Below are 19,517 nucleotides of genomic sequence, written 5' to 3' on the forward strand. Positions count from 1 at the left end.
GGCTAATGAATTTCAGGCAAGTGATGTGACAATGTCCCGACGGAAGGCATGTCTGGGTGCGGCGAAAGCGTCTGAAATTACGCGCAAGAGTTTCCGTTGACCATGCCTCGGGGCATCGCATCGTGACCGCAACATGGCCGCTTTCAGCATCGCCCCCCTGATCGAACTACAACAACGCGACACCCGGCGACTGACCCTCGAGCAGCAATTGAAAAACGTCCCGCGCGAGATAACCGCCGTCGAGGCGCGTATCACGGCGGAGAAACAGGCCATCGAGGCCGCGAAGGCGGAGTGGCACGGCCTGGAGTCGAAGAAAAAGCTCCTGGAAACCGAAATCCTTTCGGCCGAGGGCAAGGTGGCCAAATACAAGACCCAGCAGCTGGAAGTGCGTAAAAACGACGAATATCGTGCTTTGACCCACGAGATCGAGACAACCGAGGCGATCATCAGCGGCTTTGAGGAGGACGAACTGAAGGTCATGTTCCAGATCGATGAGGCGAAGAAGCGCTTTGCCGCCGCCGAAGCCGAGCTGAAGCAGAATATTTCCGGCCACGAGACGAAGATCCGCACCCTGCGCGAGCGCGAAAAGCAGCTGCAGGGCGAGTTGCAGGCTGCGGTCGAGGCGGTAGGCGCGGCGCGGCCGGCGGTGCCCGAGACGCAGCTTAAAGTCTATGATCGTCTGGCCGTGAAGCCCGGCCACCCGGTTTGCGTGGCGGTGAGCGGCGACAAGTGCGGGGGCTGTCATCTGAAGGTTCCGCCCCACATCACCTCCGCGGCCAAGACCGGGATGGAAATTGCCACTTGCGACCAGTGCGGGCGGATCGTTTATTGGGCCCCCTAGTTTCGGAGCCAGATCTTCGCTCCGGGTTCATTGAATACGGAGAGGAAAGTCCGGACACCACAGGGCAGGATTCCCCGCGAAAGGGGGGACACGGCGCGTCAAGGCGACGTGATGGACAGTGTCACAGAGAACAAACCGCCCGGCGGGCAACCGCCGGGTAAGGGTGAAAAGGTGGGGTAAGAGCCCACCGCGCCGAAGGCAACGACGGCGGCACGAAAAACCCAGTCCGGTGCAAGACTGAATAGGCGGCTGGCCGGCCCGGCCCACAGCCGCGGGTTAGTCGCATCCGGCCGGGTTCTGCGCAAGCAGGCCACGGCCGGGCAGGTCCGCCTCGGCGGACGTTGAGAGAAATGAAGATCGCGGCGCGCAAGCGCCGCACAGAATCCGGCTTACCGGCTTCGGAACTAGTCTGAAAAACATGCGGGGCGCGTCGTGAAAGCGGCGCGCCCCGCGCCAGTTTCAGGAATCAGAAATCCAGAAATTTACGATAGCCGCTGCGATCGGACTTGGTGTCCGCCTCGTCTTCCATGGTCAGTTCCTTCCATTTCGAGACGCGGAAAGGATTTCCAGTTCCCATGTTTCCGAGGGATTCGTCGTAGTGAAAATTGGCGTTGCCGGTCAGGGTGATGTCCTCGGCCACGATGGAGCCCCATACGCTGCCATCGCCGTTAATGGTGACGCTGCCGTTGGGGGCGTAAACTACGCCGGCGAACGCGCCGCCGCCGGCGATCTTGATGTCCTGGTCGGTGCTGGTGCTCGTGCTGGTGCCGTAGATCTGCACGCTTTTGGGAGCGCCACTCACGTTGATAATGCCCTGGCCGGTGAGATCGATATCTCCCGCGGTGTATATCTTCAGGCTGGAGTTGGCCGCGACTCGGAAACCAGAGCCGCTGCCGGCGATCTTGATGGCCTGTTCACCGACGCCAGCCTTGATGATCAGAGTCACATCACCCACGAACTCCACAATGGTGTTTTTGGAGGAGAAGCTGATGTTATCACACAGCACGGTGGTGGCCGTGCCGGCGGTGCCATACGTGCCAGCTGAACCTATCGTGCCAATGTTGGTTGCCGTGGTGGCCGGAGTGGTCACCGGGTCGAAGTTGGCGGAGAACTGGGTCGAAACCCGGTTGGGATCCACGTTTTTTGTCGTCCAGCTACTTGGATCATAGGTCGAATCTTTGCCGAGAATAGAACCATTGGTGCCGACATTGTCGGTGGGGTCCTCCGCGTTGTTGGTTGAGACATAGCCCCAGACATCGGCATTCTTGACCAGCACGGAGTCCACGGCAACGGAGACGCTGCCAACGGAGCCCCTGTCGTTTTTCACGGAGTCGCTGAAGGGAGTGAATGTCCCCACACCGGCCGATTCCGAATTCCAGCTGTCCACTGTCGCGTTATTGCCTTTGAAGAGAATGGTGTCCTTGGCCACCAGGCCGTTGGCGAACTTGGAGGCCTTGGCGAGAGTAACCTCCACCCACTTTTCGATGGGAGCGGATGCGACGCCACCGAGGGTGATCGTGGCGCGGGTCACAATGGTAGGAGCCGAGACGCCCTTGTAATTTTGAACATAGACCCGCACGAAGCCGGTGGCGTTTTGATCGAAAGTGAAATTTCCATTTGCCGGGAATCGGGCCCAGGCACTGGAGTTGGCGGAGGTGCCGTCGTTTTTCCAGCCGGACCAGTCATAGGTGTCGTCGGCGACCATTTTGTTGATGGAATACATCGCCTCCTCGAGGCCGTTTTCCGCCAAGTTCATGGCGGCATTGTTGTAGAGCGCCCGGTTGGAGATGCGCTGGCTGGTCACCCCGAGGCGGATATAGCTGGTCAGGGAAATGGCCACCACGGCGGAGAGAATCAGCGCCACGATCATGGCGGAGCCGCGGTTGGAACGGAGGTTCATCGTGGTATGCATGATATGGGTTGGGTTAGGTGGTGACGCGTTTGTTGCGCAGAATGAAGCGGGCAGAGAGCACGGTATTCGAGGCGCGGGCGACCGTCCGGGTGTTGCGGGTGCTCTCCAGGGAAATCTGCAGTTGCTTGGTGCTCTTGGACGCTGATGTCAGTTCGGTGGCTGAGGTCAGCGGAAGGGCTGATCCCGTTATGCCGTAGGCCTTGAAGTCAAAGAGCACGATCCCGGTCACCAGCGTGCGTTCCTGTCCGGTGTTGTTGTTGGTGCGGATGAAAGACGCGGTTTTCGGTTGGTAGTAATAGCGGATGCCGATGGTGTTCACCGTGAGAGTCACGTCGGTTGCCGAGTTCCAAGTAATTGCACTCGCTTGCCGGGTGTCCTGGGCAAAAATTTCCAGCGCCTGGCGGGCTTGAGCCTCCATGTCATTGTAGTTTTGCACATTGGCCCCGCTGCGTCCCAGAAAGAGGAACGTGGAAAGTACGCCAACCATGATGAACGACGAGATGCTCGCCCCGATGATGACCTCGGAGAGAGTGAAGGCCGCGATCGAGCGCAGCTTACGGTCCGGCGAGTGAGTAGTAGTAGTCATAGAGGCCATTTTTGACGTATTTGGTTTGGAAGCTGCGCTGGTGCCGGCGGCCGTCGTAGGACTGCCACTGGACCTGGAGGTAGATGTCCACGGCTTCACCTGAACGCGTGCTGTCGTCCTTGACGGTGCGGACGAGGGAAAACTTGCCGGCGAGCTCGCTGTTGGTGCTGAAGACCTCCTTCAGGTCCACTTTGTGTTCGCCCATCATGAGGTCCGGATCCGTGACTTTGGCCCAGCTCATGAGCCGGATGCGCTCGATTTCGCTCTGCAGAATCTGGGAGGCCAGGGTGTTGCCGCGGGCGGTGTCGATGGTCGTGAAGCCAGACTGCATCACGGTGATCGAGGTGGTGATGGCAAAAGCCATCACGCACGAGGCCATGATGACCTCGGCTATCGTCATGCCGGCCTCGCGGGCACGGCGGAGGCGTGCAGGGCCGGTAGTGCCAGGGATGGGGGCGGTGAGCATGCCCCCAGCTTACGCCAAAGGGCGCGGCGCCGTAACAGGCGTTGGGCCCAGAATTGCGGCCCTAGGCGCTAGGGCCGAATGTCAGGGCGCCCCCGATGCTCAAGATACATCACGGCGGCCTGGGAGCGCCGGTTGATCTTCAGCTTCTCGAAAACGTTGCTGAGATAATTCTTCACGGTCTTGTCGCTCAGCCCCATCTGCTCGGCGATCTCCTTGTTGGTCTTGCCCTCGGCGACGAGGGCGAGCACCCGTCGTTCCTGGGCCGAGAGGATGGCGAGCTTGTTCTGCTCGGGTGTCACATTGCCGCCGCTGCGCACGAGGTTGAGCACGCGGGTGGTGAGCGAGGGATCGAGGATGAACTTGCCCGCAGCGACGTCGGTGATGGCGCGGCACAGCCCCTGCGCGTCGATTTCCTTGAGCAGGTAGCCGTGGGCGCCGCTGCTCATCGCCTCGTAAACGAGGTTGTCGTCGATCACCGAGGTGAGCACGAGAACCTTCACGTCACTGCTGTTGGCGAGGATCTGGCGGCAGGCCGTCAGGCCGGAGCCGTCGGGCAGGCGGATGTCGAGCAGCACCACATCGGGGTTCAGCCGGCCGGCTTCGCTCACGGCGGTGCTCATGGAGGCCGCTTCGCCGATTACCTGCACCTGGAAGTCCTGCTCTTCACCGCGCTGGTCCAGCAGCGACTTGAGGCCGGCGCGCACAAGCTCGCTGTCGTCTACGATCAGAACGGAAATGCTGTGGGTAGTGGTCATGAGGATGAGGCTATGGTGACAGTTTTGAGCAGCAAGGCAATGCGGGTTCCCGTTCCGGGGGTGGAATTGATTTCCAATTGGGCGTCGATCTCCTTCGCGCGGGCGGTGAGATTGGCCAGACCGCGGCCGGAGCCGGAGCGGGCGGCGGGATTGAAGCCGTTGCCATTGTCGTTGATTTCCAGCCGGACCAGGCCGTCCGCCTGCGTGGTCAGTTTGATCCGCACTTGTTTTGCGCCGGAGTGGCGGAGCGCGTTGCTCAGGATTTCGCGCGCCATGTGCAGGACATGGAGCTCATGCTGCGGCGGAATTCGCGTGGCGGCTGCCGGATCGATTTCCGCAATGATAGGCACGGGCTGCAGCGCCTGCATGTTGGTGACCAGAGTCGAGAGAGACTGCGCCGGAGTCTGGCCGTGCGTGTTTTCGGGCTCGAGCAGTTGAATGAAGGTGCGCAACTGCCACAGGGCGTCGTTCAGCATGCGCTGGCTGGAAACGAGACGCTGATCGGCGGCGGTGCGGTCGTTTTTCAGCAGGTTTCGGGCGCTTTCCACGCCGAGGCCGGCGGCATAAACCGATTGGATGATTCCGTCGTGCATGTCGCGGGCCAGCCGGTCGTGGAGCGTCATCCATTGGCGAAGGCGCGCCTCGCTTTCGCGCAGGGCGCTCCGATGAAGAAAGGATTGCGCTGCCTGCCGGGCGAGGTGGCCAAATTCGTCCGTCCGGCGCTGGAGATCCAGGATCGACGCAGGGCTGTCAGTTTCGAGGCTGACGGTGAGCTGCTGCAGGGGCCGCAGCACCTGGTGCGTCAACGTGAGGACTGTGACCAAGATCAGCAGTGCGCCAAAAGCGAGGAACAGGACGATCTCCTCCCGGTTGCTGGCCGACAGGAGGGCCAGCGCTGGTGAATCGTGCTCTATCCGGAGTTTGCGCACAACCTGGCCATCCCAGCCGGCTAACGGGCGCTCCAGCGTGAGCATGGTATCGGACTGAGTCGGAGCTCTCTCCTCGGGCGCCACCAAGACCGCCTGTCCCTGGAGAGCCTCACCCAGGCGCTGCAGCTGGGCATCGTTCCACAATCTTGCCACCAGGAACCACCCGCGGGGTGTTTCCATTCGTTTGATGTCGGCGGAAGGCAGGATGGGTCCCGTGCGCACCTCCATCAACCCTCGCGCGGTTTGCTGGAAATAATGGAGCGACTTTTCCCGGCGCAGGACGTCGATAAATCCCGGTTGATCGAACGGAGGGGCCGGCAACGGGCCGATATTAGGGTCGAACACCATGTAGAGCAATTTGCTGTCCGGGCCGGCAATCCACGCTCCCTGCGTGTCGAAGTTGGCGAGAGAGGGGTCGATGTTGATGGCCGCCCAATCAGGGTCGCCCTTTTCCACGTATCGCACCATCTCGTCCCAGAGGGAGTATTCACTGGCGAAACTGGCCAGACTCCGGCCGGTCAATTCCAGGATCCGATCAAGCAAACGGTGGCGTTCCGCCCGCATGCTCCCTTGGATGCTCTCAGTCTCGCCCCGATGCGACAGCCTCAGACCTGCCACCGAAAATCCAAAGATGAGCACCAGTCCGATGAGCAGAAGAACGAGTCGGGAGCGGATCGTCATGGGGATAACTCACGATGGGGTGGGGACTTCGTGGAGACAAAGGCAAAGTGCTCCGATGCCCTGAGCTTGGCCTGAACGGGGTTGTTGCTGCTGAAGCAGGCCCCGCGGTTGGATAGGGGAATCCTGGCCCATAAAACTCCCTTGACTCATCGGGCCGGGTCTGAGTTTTAGCCCCTTCCAATCTTACTTTAAGCCATGGCCAACACCAAGTCCGCTATCAAAGCCGCCCGCAAGTCCATCCGTCTTGCTGCGCGCAACCAGACCATCAAGACCCGCCTGAAGACCCTGGCCAAGGCAGCCAAGGCCGCCGTAGCCGGCCCCGATGCCGAGAAGGCCCGCGCCGCCGCCATCGCCTACACCTCCGCCTTGGACCGCGCGGTGAAGAGCAACGTCATCCATCGCAACGCGGCCTCCCACCACAAGTCGCAATACGCGAAGGTGATTTTCGCCAAAAAGTAAGCCGAAGCTTCAGCTTTCTCCCTTTAACCCGCGTGCCTCACCGCCGCGGGTTTTTTATGTCCGGCAGATGCGGATTGCCGAGCATGCGCGCATCGCTGTTGTCTCCGGTCGTGACAGAACCGCCTGTTCAACCCCGCCGTCATTTCCTGCCTTGGGACCGGCCTCTGCTGTCGCAGGCGGTCGATTTTCTGGCCGCTGGTTGGTCGGGCAAGCAGGCTTTGGATCTGACCGGGGTCTTGATCGTGGTTTCCACGCGGCAGGCGGGACGCCGATTGCGCGAGGCACTGGCGGTGCATGCGGCCAAGCATCAACAGGCGGTATTCGCACCTCGGGTTTTGGGTCCGGACCAGTTGATCCAACCGCCCAGTGGCGAGGGAGTGGCTTCGCCGCTGGAGTCATTGCTCGTCTGGACCGAGGTTTTGCGGGAAATTGATCCCGGTGGCTGCCGTGCCGTGATCCCGGTTGATCCCCCGGAGCGGAATTTCGCCTGGGCGCTCGGGCTGGCCCGGACCCTGATGAGGGTGCAGCAGGAGCTGGCCGAGGGCGGGCTGCGGCTGGCTGACGTCGGAGCGCGGGCGGGTGAATTTGCCGAAAGCGAGCGCTGGCGCCAGCTGGGCGCACTCGAACAACTCCATGCAGCTCGGCTGGGGCGGGATGGGTTGGCGGATGCTCAGGCGGCGAAGATTGCCGGCGCGCAGAATCCGGTCGTGCCGGCCGGGGTTAAGCGGATCGTGATCATCGCGGTGCCTGACCCTCTGCCGTTGGCCGTGCAGATCCTGGCGGCCTACTCACGCAGCCTGCCGGTCGAGGTGGTGGTGCATGCTCCGTCCACGGAGGCCGCGCAATTCGACGAGTGGGGGCGTCCGCGGCCAGAAGCATGGGCACGTCGCGTGCTTGATTTGCCGGACTTTGAGTCGCGGGTGCAGCTCGAAGCTGATCCCGCTGCGCAGGCGGCCCGCCTGGTGCTTCAGGCCCGGGCTTATGCCGGTGAGGAAGGAAAACTGGCGGCGGGCGTGGCGGATGGTGATGTGCTGCCCGTCGCAGAGAGCGCCCTGCGGGCGGCCGGCTTGCCGGTATTCAACCCTGAGGGGCGGCTGAGACGACAGGAAGGCTTCTACCATCTGCTCGCGGCGCTCTCCGCCTTGGCCAAGGCGCCGGAGTTTTCGGCGGTGGCTGCACTCGCCCGCTGTCCCGATGTGCTCGCCTGGCTCAAGGCCCGTCGCGGGGCCGGCTTCTCGGCGGTTCAGTGGTTGGCGGGACTGGATGAATTGCACGCACGGCATCTGCCCGCCGATCTGGAGGGAGCGGAATATCATGCACTGCAGTTGCGCAGTTTTCCGGCGCTCGCCGGCGAGTTGGCGGAGATCAGGCGCTTGCGCGAATGGCTGACCACGGGCCCGTTCAGCACCAGCGTGGCCGCGGCGCTGGGCGAATTGTTTTCCTCCCGGAGCGAGGCGTTTTCCCGGGGTTGGACCGAGGCGGCGGAAACCTGGATGGAGATTGTGCGCCAGTGCGCGCAAGGGGAGGAGCGCCGGTTTGTCGTGGAGCGCGCAGACTGGTGGCAGATCGCCCTCAGTTTGTTTGGCGATTCGCGTTCGGCTGAGGAAAAGCCCGCGCGGGCGCTGGAGTTGCAGGGCTGGCTGGAACTTCCGTGGGAAGATGCGCCCCATCTGGTGGTGGCCGGCCTCAATGACGGACGTGTGCCCGAGGCCGTCGCCGGCGATGCCTTTCTGCCGGAGTCCCTGCGCGTGAAGCTCGGGTTGAAATCCAATGAGGTGCGCTTCGCCCGTGATGCATTCCTGCTCCAAACGCTGGCATCGTCCCGCTCCGCGGAGGGGCGTCTGGATTTGCTCTTCGGCAAATTTTCGGCCGAAGGCGAGCCACTGAGGCCATCACGACTGTTGCTGCGTTGCGCGGATCCCGAGTTGCCGGCCCGCGTCCATTTTCTGTTTCGTGCGCCCGCCTTGCCCGGTCCGGCCGTGGCGTGGCGACGCGCGTGGCGTCTCACTTTGCCACGGCGAGATCCGCCCACGAGGGTGGCGGTTACGGCGTTGAAGCGCTGGTTGCGTTGCCCGTTGCGATTCTACCTCCAGCAGGTGCTGGGCATGCAGGCGGTGGACCCGGGCAAGAGTGAGATGGATGCCTTTGACTTCGGCACGCTGTGCCATGGATCACTGGAGGCGATGGCCCGCGATGCCGCGATGCGCGAGTGCACGGAGGCGGGCGTGATTCGTGATTTCCTGCTGGCGGATTTTGAACGGCGGATGACTGCCCGCTATGGCCGCGCCCTCACGCTTCCCTTGCTCGTGCAGCAGGAGTCGGCGCGGCAGCGGTTGTCCCGGGCCGCCGAAGTGCAAGCGGGCCAGCGCGCCGAAGGCTGGGTGATCACCGAGGTGGAAAGAAAGTTTGAGCTGCCCGTGGAGGGCATCGTGATTGCCGGCAAGATCGACCGCATCGAGCGTCATGAAAAAAGCGGGGCATGGCGGGTGCTCGACTACAAGACCTCCGACAGCGCGGTGGACCCGGCCAAAGCGCACCTGCGCGGCCGGAAGGACGGTGAGGATCTGCCGGACTGGGCCTGTTGGACGGGTGGCGCAAAGCCGCGGGTGTGGAGTGATCTCCAGCTGCCACTCTACCGTCGCGTGCTGGCGGCCGAGGCGGATGGTGCGCCCTTGGAATGCGGCTACTTCAACCTGCCCAAGGCAGCGGGTGAAACCGGCCTGCGGGCCTGGGAGGAATTTTCAGCCGATTTGGAAGCCTCGGCCTGGAACTGCGCCAAGGGAGTCGTCTCAGCCATCAAGGCAGGAAAGTATTCGCCGCCCATAGAACTGAGCGGTCGCGAAGCCGAGTTTGACGAGTTTGCCTCGCTGTTTCACGGGGGGGCGGCGGCAAGCATCCGGTGGGAGGAGCCGGTCATATGAGCGCCACGCGACATGAGATGATTCTGGCCTCGGCGGGCTCGGGCAAAACTTATGCCCTCACCGGGCGATTCGTACGGTTGCTGGCCGAAGGGGCGCCGCCGGAGCGCATCGTGGCGCTGACGTTCACCAAGAAAGCCGCCGGCGAGTTTTTCGATGAGATTCTCAAGAAACTGGCCGCCGCCTCCGCGGACGCCGAGCGGGCCCGTCAGCTGGCTGCAGAGACGGGCCGGCCTGAGTTGGGGCGGGCGGAGTTTCTTGGCCTGCTGCGCCGTGTGACCGAGGCGATGCCGCGGTTGCGACTCGGGACCTTGGACGGTTTTTTTGCGCGAATCATCCGGGCGTTCCCGCTTGAGCTGGGTCTGGGCGGAGAATTTGAGATGCTGCAGCCGCAGGCTGAGCGGCAGGAGCGGCGCCGCGTGCTGCGCCGGATGTTCGCACGCTCCGGCAGACTTGACGAGGCCCAGCGCGAATTCATCGAAGCCTTCAAGCGCGCGACCTTCGGCCGCGAGGAAAAGAGACTTGGTTGGCAGCTCGATGCCTTTCTTGACCAGCACCAGGAAATATATCTGAACGCGCCCGAGCCGGAAAAATGGGGCGATGCAGCGCGCATCTGGCCGGACGGCAACCCCTGCCTGCCGCCGCCTCCACAGGAGGAGGCGCTGGCCCGCTTGCGCGCAAACCTGCCCTGGGCGGGCATGACGGCGGCACAGCTTGCCAAGTGGGAGGATTTTTTCGCGGAGATGGCCGGCTGGGCGCCGGGAGCGGACTGGGGCGGGGCGATGTCACTCATCCTTAAAAACTGCCTGGCGGTCTGGCCTGATATCCGGCGCGGAAACGCCGAGGTCATGGTGATGCGCAAGCGCATGAGTTTTTTCGGACCGGCCTGCGAAGCGTTGGATCAGGTCATGCGTTCGGTCATGGGCGGAGAACTGACGCGCCGCCTCGAAACAACCCGTGGCATCCATGCGGTGGTGCGCGGCTACGAGCAAAACTACCATGCGCTGGTGCGTCGGTCGGGACGACTCACCTTCGCTGATGTCCAGCGGTTGCTGGATCCCGAGGCGGGGGCGCCGGTCCTCTCCAGCGAGGCCGGCCGAGATCGTCTTTTCATCGACTACCGGCTTGATGCGAAATTCGACCACTGGCTCTTGGATGAATTTCAGGATACGAGTTACGGCCAGTGGAGCGTCCTGAAAAACCTGATTGATGAAGCCGTGCAGGATCCGACCGGGGGGCGAAGTTTTTTCTGCGTGGGAGACGTCAAGCAGGCGATCTACACTTGGCGTGAGGGAGACCCACGGCTGTTTGCCGAGATTCGGCAGCATTACACCGCGGCGGCTTCGGGCGCCATTGCGACGCGGCACCTCGATGAGTCGTGGCGGTCAGGACCGCCAATCATCAAGATGGTGAATGATGTTTTCGGCCAACCCGCCACGCTCGCGGGCTTGTTCCCCGGAGCGATGAGCGCCGCGTGGAACGATGAATGGCGGCCGCATGTGTCGGCCCTGCCCGGGCGCACCGGCCAAGCTGCGTGGTTGCTGGCCGACGACGAAGCCGGTCGCTATGAAACAGTGCTGCGGCTGCTGCGGGAGCTGCGGCCGCTTGAGCGTGGGATGACCTGCGCCGTCTTGATGCAAACCAACCAAGCGGCAGCTGAGTTGGCGGACTACCTGCGCCGGGCGGGTGGATTGCCCGCGGTGGCCGAGTCGGACCGCCCGGTCTGCATCGACAATCCCCTGGGGGCGGCGCTGCTTGCCCTGTTCAAGGCGGCGGCGCATCCCGGTGATTCCCTGGCCTGGGAGCATGCCAGAATGTCGTCGTATGGGGTAGTGTTGACCAACGAGGGTGTGAACACACCGGAGGAGCTGACACAGCGATTGCTCGGACAAATCCATGAAAGCGGGCTCGAACGCAGCGTCGAATTCTGGGTGCGTGCGGTGGAATCTCAGCTGGAGCCGGATGACCTTTTCAGTCGAGAAAGGGCGCGGCAATTGGTTGATGCGGCGAGGCTCTTCGATGCGACTGGCAGCCGAGAGGTTGCGGAGTTTGTGGCCTTCATGGAGGGCTACACCCTGCGAGAGCAGGAAGGCGCCGCGGTCGTTCGCGTCATGACCATCCACAAGTCAAAGGGTCTCGGATTTGATGTTGTGGTGTTGCCTGACCTTGAGGGCCAGCGCCTTGATCAGGCGCGGGACGGTCTCGCCGTGCACAAGTCGGCGGATCGCTCGATAAACTGGGTGATGGATATGCCCCCCAAGGCGATTGCGGAAAATGATGCCGTGTTGGCCTCGCACCTTGGCGAAGCACAAAGTGAAGCGGGCTACGAAGCGCTGGCCCTCTTTTATGTGGGACTGACGAGGGCCAAGCGCGGACTCTACCTGGTTACGGAACCGCCGGGTGACTCAACCTCACGGAACTACCCGCGTTTGCTGGCTGCATCGTTGGCCGGAGGCTCTGAGCAGCCCCGAGAAGTGGGTGTGGGAAGGCTTCGACTCAAGGGAGCATGGTCGGAAGGGGATGCGTTGTGGCATGAGGCCATCGAGTTGGCTTCGCCGGAGGAAACGCCGGCAAGGACGGTGCATCTCGCTTTGGGCAGGCCTGCGGCGAGACGCTATCAATCTTTGAGACCATCGGCCGCAGGAGAGGAAAAATTCACCAAGGCGGCCCAATTGTTTTCGTTGCGAGTAGGGGACTCGGCCGATTTTGGAATTACAGTTCACCGGCTTCTTGCCCAGGTGGATTGGTGGCGCGATGAGCCGCCTATTTTTGGTGAGATTGGATGCCCGAGCGCACAGGCGGAGGCCAAAGCGGTTTTGAATGCGCCGGAACTGGCCGCAATTTGGTCTCAACCAAGCGGTGATAGGATAGGCGAGGTTTGGCGGGAGCGATCCTTTGAGATGATCTGGAATGATGTCTGGGTGACAGGGACGGTGGACCGTGTGGTCATCGAGCGAACCGCCGGGGGCGAAATTCTTCGGGCGAGGATCTATGATTTCAAAACGGACCGTCTTTCGACTGAGCAGCTGAATGCCGCCGTCGCGAAACACGACGGTCAGATGCAGCTATATCGTCAGGCAGTGGCCAGGTTGACCGGTCTGCCATTATCAGCCGTTGAGGCTTGGGTTGTGTTTACCCGATGGCGTAGAATGGTCGCAGCGGGATGCTGAGGGGAAAAATTCGGGCTGGACACCGTGGAAGGGCGCTCGCACGTTGCCCGCTTAACTACTCTTACCATGGGCAACCTTAAGAAGAAACGTCGTCTGAAGATGTCGAAGCACAAACGCCGGAAGCGCCTCAAGGCGAACCGCCACAAGAAGCGCACATGGCAAAAGTGATTTAGCTGCGCTCTATTTTAAGAAGCCCGCCCGAAAGGCGGGCTTTGTTTTTCAAAACGAATGGAGTGGGTGTAAAACATAAGGGAAAGTATTAGGCTCCCGAAAAAGGATTATGGTTTTGCGCTTGTCAGATAGCTAAGTGCCCCATATCCAGCATGTCCTGCAAATGGATGTTTAGATTAACAGTCTGAATGCCATTTTTCAAAAACCGGCACCCACACACCAGCGCCCCTCATGCTTTTTTCAAAAAAGACCAAAGGGTTTTGCGTCGAAATCGGCGAACACGTCGCTTTGATGGCGCGCCTCTCTCAGCCCGATGCGCCTTTCCTTGTTGAGGAACTTAAAGAACTGCCTTCCGGCGATGCTGAAGGCATGGTCTCCTGGGTCAAAAGTGCCGATGGGAAAGGCTCCAGTGGTTATATTCATGCCACATGTGGGGTTTATCCTGCCAAGCGGTTGGTGCGTCGGCATACGCTCGATGTAAAACGGGTTAAGGATCCTGCTTATTTTGGGGAGATTTATACTCAGCAATTTCGGGTCGAGGCTGACAAATATACGATCAAGGCGCTGAATCCCGATGATGGCAGCGAATACGATCAGGCCAAGGCAACGCAGAAAGAGGTCCTCTTCTGTGGGCTTCCTTCAGAGGATGTAGTCAGCACTCAGGATAAATTGTTGGAGATGGGGGTTTACCCGGAACGCCTTGAATTGGGTAGCTTGGCCACCCTTGGCGGGATGGTTAATTACCTCAAATTCAAGCAGTCCAAGACACCAGTTCTCCTCTTGGAGATCGGGCAGGAAAACACCCAAAGTTTTATTTTGAGTGCCGATGGGGTGGATATCTCCCGACCCATTCCTAGCGGTATTGCAGCAATGATACCTGTCGTTCAGAAGGAGTTGGGACTGAAGGATGAGGAATCGGCCAAGAAATTGTTCTACTCGAATACATTTGATTTCACCAGCATGGGTGGGGTCTTGGTCAAGAAGTTGCTCAAGGAACTCCAATCCTCCATCGGCTTCTATGAAGTCCAAACCGGTCAATCGATTGGCAACGTGGTTTGCACCCAATTACCTTCCAGCTTGAGCTGGATTGGAGCAACGATGGCGAGTGCCCTCGGAGTAGCTCCATTGAAAGTCGACTTAGTACCATGGTTGGAGTCATTAAATATCCAACTGGCCCCGGGCGTAAGCCTTGGACAACCGGAAGAGCGCTGGATCGGGCTTTTTTCACTTCTTGCCACTCACCAAAATGCTGTCCCTGAAGAAAAAAAGTGACGCGCAGCCTTTAACGGCACCGCTCTGGCACCCCAACTTCCGCGACTTTGAAAGGTTGCCGGACACCAAGGTGGTGCGCACCACCTTCTTCATCAATACCGCAGCGGTGGCGGCTGCCGTGGCCATGCTCCTGTGGCTTGGTTTCAGGGAATATGACAACCACAACATCGGCCAACAGATCACCGAGGCGAGCCGACAAATCGAAAATAACCGCAAGCAAAACGATGACGCCATCAAGTTGGCGAAGGCTTTTGCCGACGAGGAAAAGAAAATTACCGAGGCAATCGCATTCATGCAGGTGCCCATTACCCCGATAGAATTTGTGGCCGTGCTAGGCGAGACTCTCCCGAAGGATATCTCTATCGAATATATTGATTCCCGGATAGTTGATCCAAAGAACTCACAATTCCAGATTCGTGGTCGAGTGGCAGGCAGTCCGGATTTGGCGAGTGGAATAACTTCAAGCTATGTCGATACGCTTCGAGCCAACGAACGATTCACCCAAGTATTTTCCTCTGTTACATTGAATCGTTTGGACCGTGATCCTGCCGGCGGCTTCATGGTTTTTGAAATCACTTTGAAGATCAAATAAGGAGCACGCATGACCTCTGCCGACTTAGTCACGCTCATCAAAAAGCATCCTATTGGGTTTGGGTGCCTCCTCGTATGTTTGGTGTGCGGCGTTGCGATATACCTGCGCTACGGAAATATTGAGGCGAGCCAGCAGGATTTGGATACAAAAGCAGCTGAAGTGGCCAAAATGACTGCCAATATCCGCAATTCAGCCAACCTGGCTGAACAGGTTGCCGAAATGCAATCTTACGCCAAGGAGTTGGAATCTCGCATGCTGAAAGCCGGCCAACTGGCGGTTAACCTTCAATACTTCTACAAGCTTGAAACAGAAAACGGAGTGAAGTTGGTCGATGTTCGGCAAAATGCCCTGCCCCGAAATGCCAAAACAGAAGGCTATGTTGGTGTTCCGTTCAGTGTCACGGTCCAGGGAACCTATACTCAAGTCATGAACTTTCTTGGCCGGCTCCAGAACGGGCGGCACTTATGCCGGATTTCTGCGGCCAACTTTACCAAATCCGCGGCCAGCGACGGCTCTGAAGTGCCCGTGAACTTGACCCTTAACCTCGAACTCTTGGGGCAGCAGCCATGAATATAGCGCGTCAAATTGGCCGGTTATCTATGAAGCAATGCCTTATTTTGGCCGTGGCTTTTTTCGGTTTGGGTACGGCGTTATTGGCCAACACTGTATCTTCACCTGCAAAGCGACAGGAAGCTCTCGATAAGGCCAAGAACCTCCTTGGTGATAAGCCAATCGGAACCTCGACCAAGAATCCCTTTAATCCAGAGGGCTTCGGGGAAGGGCAGGGGGAGGTGCCGAAGACTGGCACGAATTCAGTGACGACGGTTCAGACTGGTCCGCGCAGTGGCCGTGATCTCTTGCAGGCAATTGGTGGTAGCCTAAAGCCGAGTGGCTTTTTCGTGTTGAGTGGTGAGCCAACGCTGGTCTTCGGTCAAAAGCGGGTCAAAGCGGGAGGGCTGCTTACAATCACCTTTGAAGGCAGTGAATACACTCTAGAAATTGTTTCGATCAACCAACCAAACTTTACCCTCCGGCTCAACCGCGAGGAATTTACCCGGCCCATCAAATAAGGACGAACTATGAGCACACGCACAAAGCTGATCACGCTTCTCGCCACGGCAATGCCCCTGCTTTCTTTGGCGCAGGAGAGCACCCCGCCTGCCGACTCCGCGTCTCAGGCAGATCCTTCGGTAACGGTTATGGGGTCGGAACCCGCCGCCAATACAGTCAGTCGCGACCGCGACACCTTGTCGGTTGATTTCCCCGATGAGGATATCAAGACAATCCTCCGCAATGTAGCGGATCTTTTTGAGCTCAATCTGGTGGTGCCCGATACCCTGACCGGCAAAACCTCCATCAAACTCCGTGATGTCACGTGGCGTCAGATTTTCAAAACCGTCCTCGAACCCGTCAACTACACCTACGTTGAAGAGGGGAATATCATCAAGGTGATCGACAATGCCACCTTGCTGCAGGAGCCTGTATCGACCGACGTCTTTATCATCAACAATGCCAAGGCCGAAGACCTTCGTCCGACTGTCGTTGGTTTGGTTGACGCCGCGGTTGGCGGTAAGGTGGAGATCAATCAGCGTAGCAACGCCCTGATCATCACTGAGCGTCCGTCTCGAATGGGCCGAATCCGGGCGATCATCGAACAACTGGATAAGGCCACGGCCCAAGTTATGATCGAATCACAGTTCGTCGAGGTGACGGACCGCGATATCCGCAACATTGGCGTGAACTGGGCCGGTCTTCAGAATCTTCAGCTTGGGGCACGGAATTTGAACCAGGCTTTCAGTCGTGATCGTGGTCAAAGCTTCAACAACGGTAACAGTTCAAACGCCAATAGCAGCAGCAACAGCAGCAACAGCAATGGAAGCACCGGCACGAGCAGCAGCAATAGTGGCACGACTAACGCTTCAACCAATGGCAACAATTCCACTTATGTGACCGGATTGGCTGATCCCTCCTCGGGGGTTCCCTCCAACTTTAATCCGACGACAGGCACCGTCAGTGGTCTGCCTACGTCAATTCCCACTGTAACGACCAACGCGAATTACACGCCCGCAACTGTAACCACGCCTGCAACAGCTGATGCCCTCAATACCTTTAACGGTAGCACGCAAAATGGCACCACCTCCGGCACCAGCAACTCGCTTAGCGACACACTCACCAGTTCCCTCGCCAATTCTGCATCCAGTGCGGTCAATTCCCTCATGGGACTCACCAACACCGGCGGTACCAGTCGCCTGACCTCGGCTGTATTCTCAGCCTCTGATTTTAACGTAATTGTCTCGGCTCTTAAGACCCAAAACAACACCAAGGTCGTATCGAACCCGACGGTTGTCACCCTTAACAATACCGAGGCGGTTCTGAACATCGGTTCCGAGTTTCCAATCCCGAGCTACACTTACAATAGTGAGCGCGGCACTTTCGAGGTGTCCGGCTTTCAATACAAGCCGATCGGTATCATCATGAAGGTGACGCCTCAGGTTAATGCCCAAGGAACGATTCGCCTGAATCTTGAACCTGAAGTTAGCCAACAAAACGGCGAAACAACGTTTGGCGGCGCTGGCGGTGCGACAATCCCGGTCATTGCCACCCGCAAGGTTAAGACCCAAATCTCCCTTCAGGATGGTTACACGGCCGGCATCGGCGGCCTCGTCACTTCCAACAAGAATCATGGTGGCACTAAGGTGCCGGTTCTGGGCAGCATTCCTGGTCTTGGTCGGCTCTTTTCATCCAAGAGCGTCAATGACACCACGACCAATCTGCTGATTTTTATCACGGCAAAAACGGTCAATCCTGATGGCGCTGCTCCCTCTGATGTTTTTTCAGCTCCAGCGTTGCAAGCAGTCGGCATGGATGGTGCCGCCATCAACAAGAAGAACTAAGCTATCCATTTAATTCCAAGCCGGTCCCCAGGGACCGGCTTTTTTTGCATTCCGAATTGCGTGAATCGGACCTCGCTGGGGAGGTCGTTTGCCATGGCCGTGAAGCCGCAAGTATTTGTTAGCTTTGAACTCGGGATCAAATAGCGTGAGCAAGATGAGTGTAGCCCCTTCATTTCAAGCGAACGCACATCCAGTGGACCCATTTGGGATTATTGCGCCTCAGCTTGCGGCACTAGATGCTTTTATGAAAGCGCAAGCCGCCCAATTTGAGCCGGAAATTAGAGATATGGCGGGATATTGTTTGGAGGCCTCTGGCAAGAGACTCCGGCCAGCTCTGGTTTTTTTCAGCGGATGGGAGTTCGGTGGACGGGTGGATGAATCCTTGGTACGTGCCGCAGCGGTGGTCGAGATGGTGCACCTGGCCACATTGGTGCACGATGATATCATGGATCGCGCTGAATTGCGTCGGGGTCGCCTCACCGCGTCGCGCAAATTCGGTCCCGATGCCGCGGTGCTGTTGGGGGATGCATTGTTTTCCCAAGCGCTGCACATCGCCTCCCAATTCCCGACCGCAGAGGTGTGCCGTTTGGTTTCGGCTTCGACTCGCCGGGTTTGCTCGGGCGAGATTATGCAGACCCTCAGGCGCCGAGACTTCAATGTTACGCTGGCCGACTATCGGCGAATGATCGACCTTAAGACAGCCGAACTCTTCCGCACTTCCTGTTATTTGGGCGCGATGCTATCGCACCAGACGAGCGGCTTTGCTGATGCGGCTGATAAATTTGGCCATCACCTGGGCATCGCTTATCAGATCTATGATGACCTCGTCGATTTTGTGGGTGAGGAAAAGAATATCGGCAAAACCCTGGGAACTGACTTGGCGACCGGGAAGCTGACACTTCCCCTGATGTTGCTCTTGGATAGAATCCCGGTGGATGAGCGGGCGCGATTGATTGCCGACATGAGGGAAGGGCACTCGCCTGGCTTGGCAACAAGTCAGCAACGCATGCACCAACTGGGAATTGGCGCTGCCGTGGTTCAATCGATCAATGACGAACTCTCGATTGCCTTGGAATCTATTCTGCCATTTTCGTCGGCCCCGGCAGCGCCTTTGTTAAAAGAATTGGCATCTTTGCTCAGCCGGCAGGTTGCCAGTTTGCCAACATCGGTGGTTTCTCCGGCCTAAATTACGTTTGCTTGGCTCCCAACGGTCCGTAACCTGTCCATTCGCGCGATGAACCTGACCCGCGTCTTCACCAAGACGGCCATAGCCAGCCCCGAGCGTCAGCAGGAGGCGGATGCAGATTTGGGCATCGTCCGACTGGTGCAGGCCGGCGATGTGTCGGCCTTCGACAAGCTTATCATCAAGTATCGGGAACGGCTCTTTGGTGTGGTATACAATCTCACCGCTAATCGCGAAGACGCATCCGATCTTACGCAGGAAGCCTTCATCAAGGCTTTCCAGTCCATCAACCGTTTTCAAGGTAACTGCTCGTTCTTCACCTGGCTCTACAAGATAGCGGTTAACACAACGCTAAGTCACTTGCGCCGCAATCGGATGCGAAGCTTTTTTAGCTTGGAAAAACTGAGCGAGGACGGCCCGGGTTCGGAAGTAATTGAAAAACTGACAGATAGGAATGGGGCCGATCGCGATACCTACCTGCGAGAGCTTCAGGAAAAATTGAACGAAGCGCTCCAAAAATTGTCTATCCCACATCGCACAGTGATTACTCTCTTCGAAATCGATGGCCTCAGCCACGGCGAAATCGCCGAGATCGTAGGCTGCTCCGAAGGCACCGTCCGGTCCCGTCTGCACTACGCCAAACAGTTCCTACAGGGTGAATTATCGAAGTATATCCGCTCCTGAGTAT

General features: G+C 59.0%; 17 protein-coding genes and 1 other RNA gene. 13 read left to right on the forward strand and 5 right to left on the reverse strand.

Annotated features, from left to right (window positions below):
- Positions 1–133: 133 nt before the first annotated feature.
- Both ESB00_RS03720 and rnpB read left to right on the forward strand, forming a co-directional pair.
- Positions 134–841, forward strand: coding sequence for a zinc ribbon domain-containing protein (locus ESB00_RS03720; RefSeq protein ID WP_129046387.1), 708 nt, complete (start codon positions 134–136; stop codon positions 839–841).
- Positions 842–1,249, forward strand: an RNA gene (gene rnpB, locus ESB00_RS03725) — RNase P RNA component class A.
- A 58-nt stretch (positions 1,250–1,307) separates the two neighbouring features.
- Here rnpB and ESB00_RS03730 read toward each other — a convergent pair.
- The 5 genes from ESB00_RS03730 to ESB00_RS03750 form a co-directional block, all read right to left on the reverse strand.
- A complete protein-coding gene (locus ESB00_RS03730) occupies positions 1,308–2,711 on the reverse strand; it encodes a DUF7305 domain-containing protein (protein ID WP_129046388.1) in 1,404 nt (467 codons plus the stop codon).
- Positions 2,712–2,766: 55 nt separating this feature from the next.
- A complete protein-coding gene (locus ESB00_RS03735; protein WP_129046389.1) occupies positions 2,767–3,339 on the reverse strand; it encodes a hypothetical protein in 573 nt (190 codons plus the stop codon).
- The gene (locus ESB00_RS03740; RefSeq protein ID WP_129046390.1) at positions 3,308–3,805 is read right to left on the reverse strand and encodes a type IV pilus modification PilV family protein; all 498 of its coding nucleotides are present in this window, start codon (positions 3,803–3,805) and stop codon (positions 3,308–3,310) included. Before ESB00_RS03740 ends, ESB00_RS03735 begins: the two co-directional genes overlap by 32 nt.
- Before the next feature lie 68 nt (positions 3,806–3,873).
- Positions 3,874–4,560, reverse strand: a complete 687-nt coding sequence (locus tag ESB00_RS03745) for a response regulator (protein WP_129046391.1) — start codon at positions 4,558–4,560, stop codon at positions 3,874–3,876.
- On the reverse strand, positions 4,557–6,170 hold the full coding sequence (locus tag ESB00_RS03750; RefSeq protein ID WP_129046392.1) for a CHASE4 domain-containing protein: 1,614 nt from the start codon (positions 6,168–6,170) through the stop codon (positions 4,557–4,559). The genes ESB00_RS03745 and ESB00_RS03750 overlap by 4 nt, the downstream gene beginning before the upstream one ends.
- Positions 6,171–6,365: 195 nt before the next feature.
- Between ESB00_RS03750 and rpsT the strand changes: the two genes are divergently transcribed.
- From rpsT to ESB00_RS03805, 11 genes are all read left to right on the forward strand, one after another.
- Entirely contained in the window at positions 6,366–6,629 is a 264-nt protein-coding gene (gene rpsT, locus ESB00_RS03755; RefSeq protein WP_129046393.1) for a 30S ribosomal protein S20, read from the forward strand.
- A 32-nt stretch (positions 6,630–6,661) separates the two neighbouring features.
- Positions 6,662–9,550 carry a PD-(D/E)XK nuclease family protein gene (locus ESB00_RS03760; RefSeq protein WP_129046394.1) on the forward strand — a complete coding sequence of 963 codons (2,889 nt, stop codon included), beginning with the start codon at positions 6,662–6,664 and terminating at the stop codon, positions 9,548–9,550.
- Positions 9,547–12,717, forward strand: a complete 3,171-nt coding sequence (locus tag ESB00_RS03765; protein WP_129046395.1) for a UvrD-helicase domain-containing protein — start codon at positions 9,547–9,549, stop codon at positions 12,715–12,717. The genes ESB00_RS03760 and ESB00_RS03765 overlap by 4 nt, the downstream gene beginning before the upstream one ends.
- Positions 12,718–12,783: 66 nt before the next feature.
- Entirely contained in the window at positions 12,784–12,885 is a 102-nt protein-coding gene (locus tag ESB00_RS03770) for an AURKAIP1/COX24 domain-containing protein (RefSeq protein ID WP_083270211.1), read from the forward strand.
- Between the two features lie 234 nt (positions 12,886–13,119).
- The gene (locus ESB00_RS03775; protein WP_129046396.1) at positions 13,120–14,160 is read left to right on the forward strand and encodes a hypothetical protein; all 1,041 of its coding nucleotides are present in this window, start codon (positions 13,120–13,122) and stop codon (positions 14,158–14,160) included.
- A complete protein-coding gene (locus ESB00_RS03780) occupies positions 14,135–14,752 on the forward strand; it encodes a hypothetical protein (protein WP_129046397.1) in 618 nt (205 codons plus the stop codon). The genes ESB00_RS03775 and ESB00_RS03780 overlap by 26 nt, the downstream gene beginning before the upstream one ends.
- 9 nt (positions 14,753–14,761) lie before the next feature.
- Complete coding sequence (gene pilO / locus ESB00_RS03785; RefSeq protein WP_129046398.1) at positions 14,762–15,322, forward strand: type 4a pilus biogenesis protein PilO; 561 nt, start codon at positions 14,762–14,764, stop codon at positions 15,320–15,322.
- Positions 15,319–15,822: a hypothetical protein gene (locus ESB00_RS03790; RefSeq protein WP_129046399.1), complete on the forward strand. Its 504-nt coding sequence runs from the start codon at positions 15,319–15,321 to the stop codon at positions 15,820–15,822. The genes pilO and ESB00_RS03790 overlap by 4 nt, the downstream gene beginning before the upstream one ends.
- 9 nt (positions 15,823–15,831) lie before the next feature.
- Positions 15,832–17,646 carry a type II secretion system protein GspD gene (locus tag ESB00_RS03795; RefSeq protein WP_129046400.1) on the forward strand — a complete coding sequence of 605 codons (1,815 nt, stop codon included), beginning with the start codon at positions 15,832–15,834 and terminating at the stop codon, positions 17,644–17,646.
- A 154-nt stretch (positions 17,647–17,800) separates the two neighbouring features.
- Positions 17,801–18,832, forward strand: a complete 1,032-nt coding sequence (locus ESB00_RS03800; protein ID WP_129048269.1) for a polyprenyl synthetase family protein — start codon at positions 17,801–17,803, stop codon at positions 18,830–18,832.
- Between the two features lie 48 nt (positions 18,833–18,880).
- Positions 18,881–19,513 carry a sigma-70 family RNA polymerase sigma factor gene (locus ESB00_RS03805; RefSeq protein ID WP_129046401.1) on the forward strand — a complete coding sequence of 211 codons (633 nt, stop codon included), beginning with the start codon at positions 18,881–18,883 and terminating at the stop codon, positions 19,511–19,513.
- Positions 19,514–19,517 lie beyond the last annotated feature (4 nt).

Source organism: Oleiharenicola lentus (genome assembly GCF_004118375.1).
Lineage (GTDB): Bacteria > Verrucomicrobiota > Verrucomicrobiia > Opitutales > Opitutaceae > Lacunisphaera > Lacunisphaera lenta.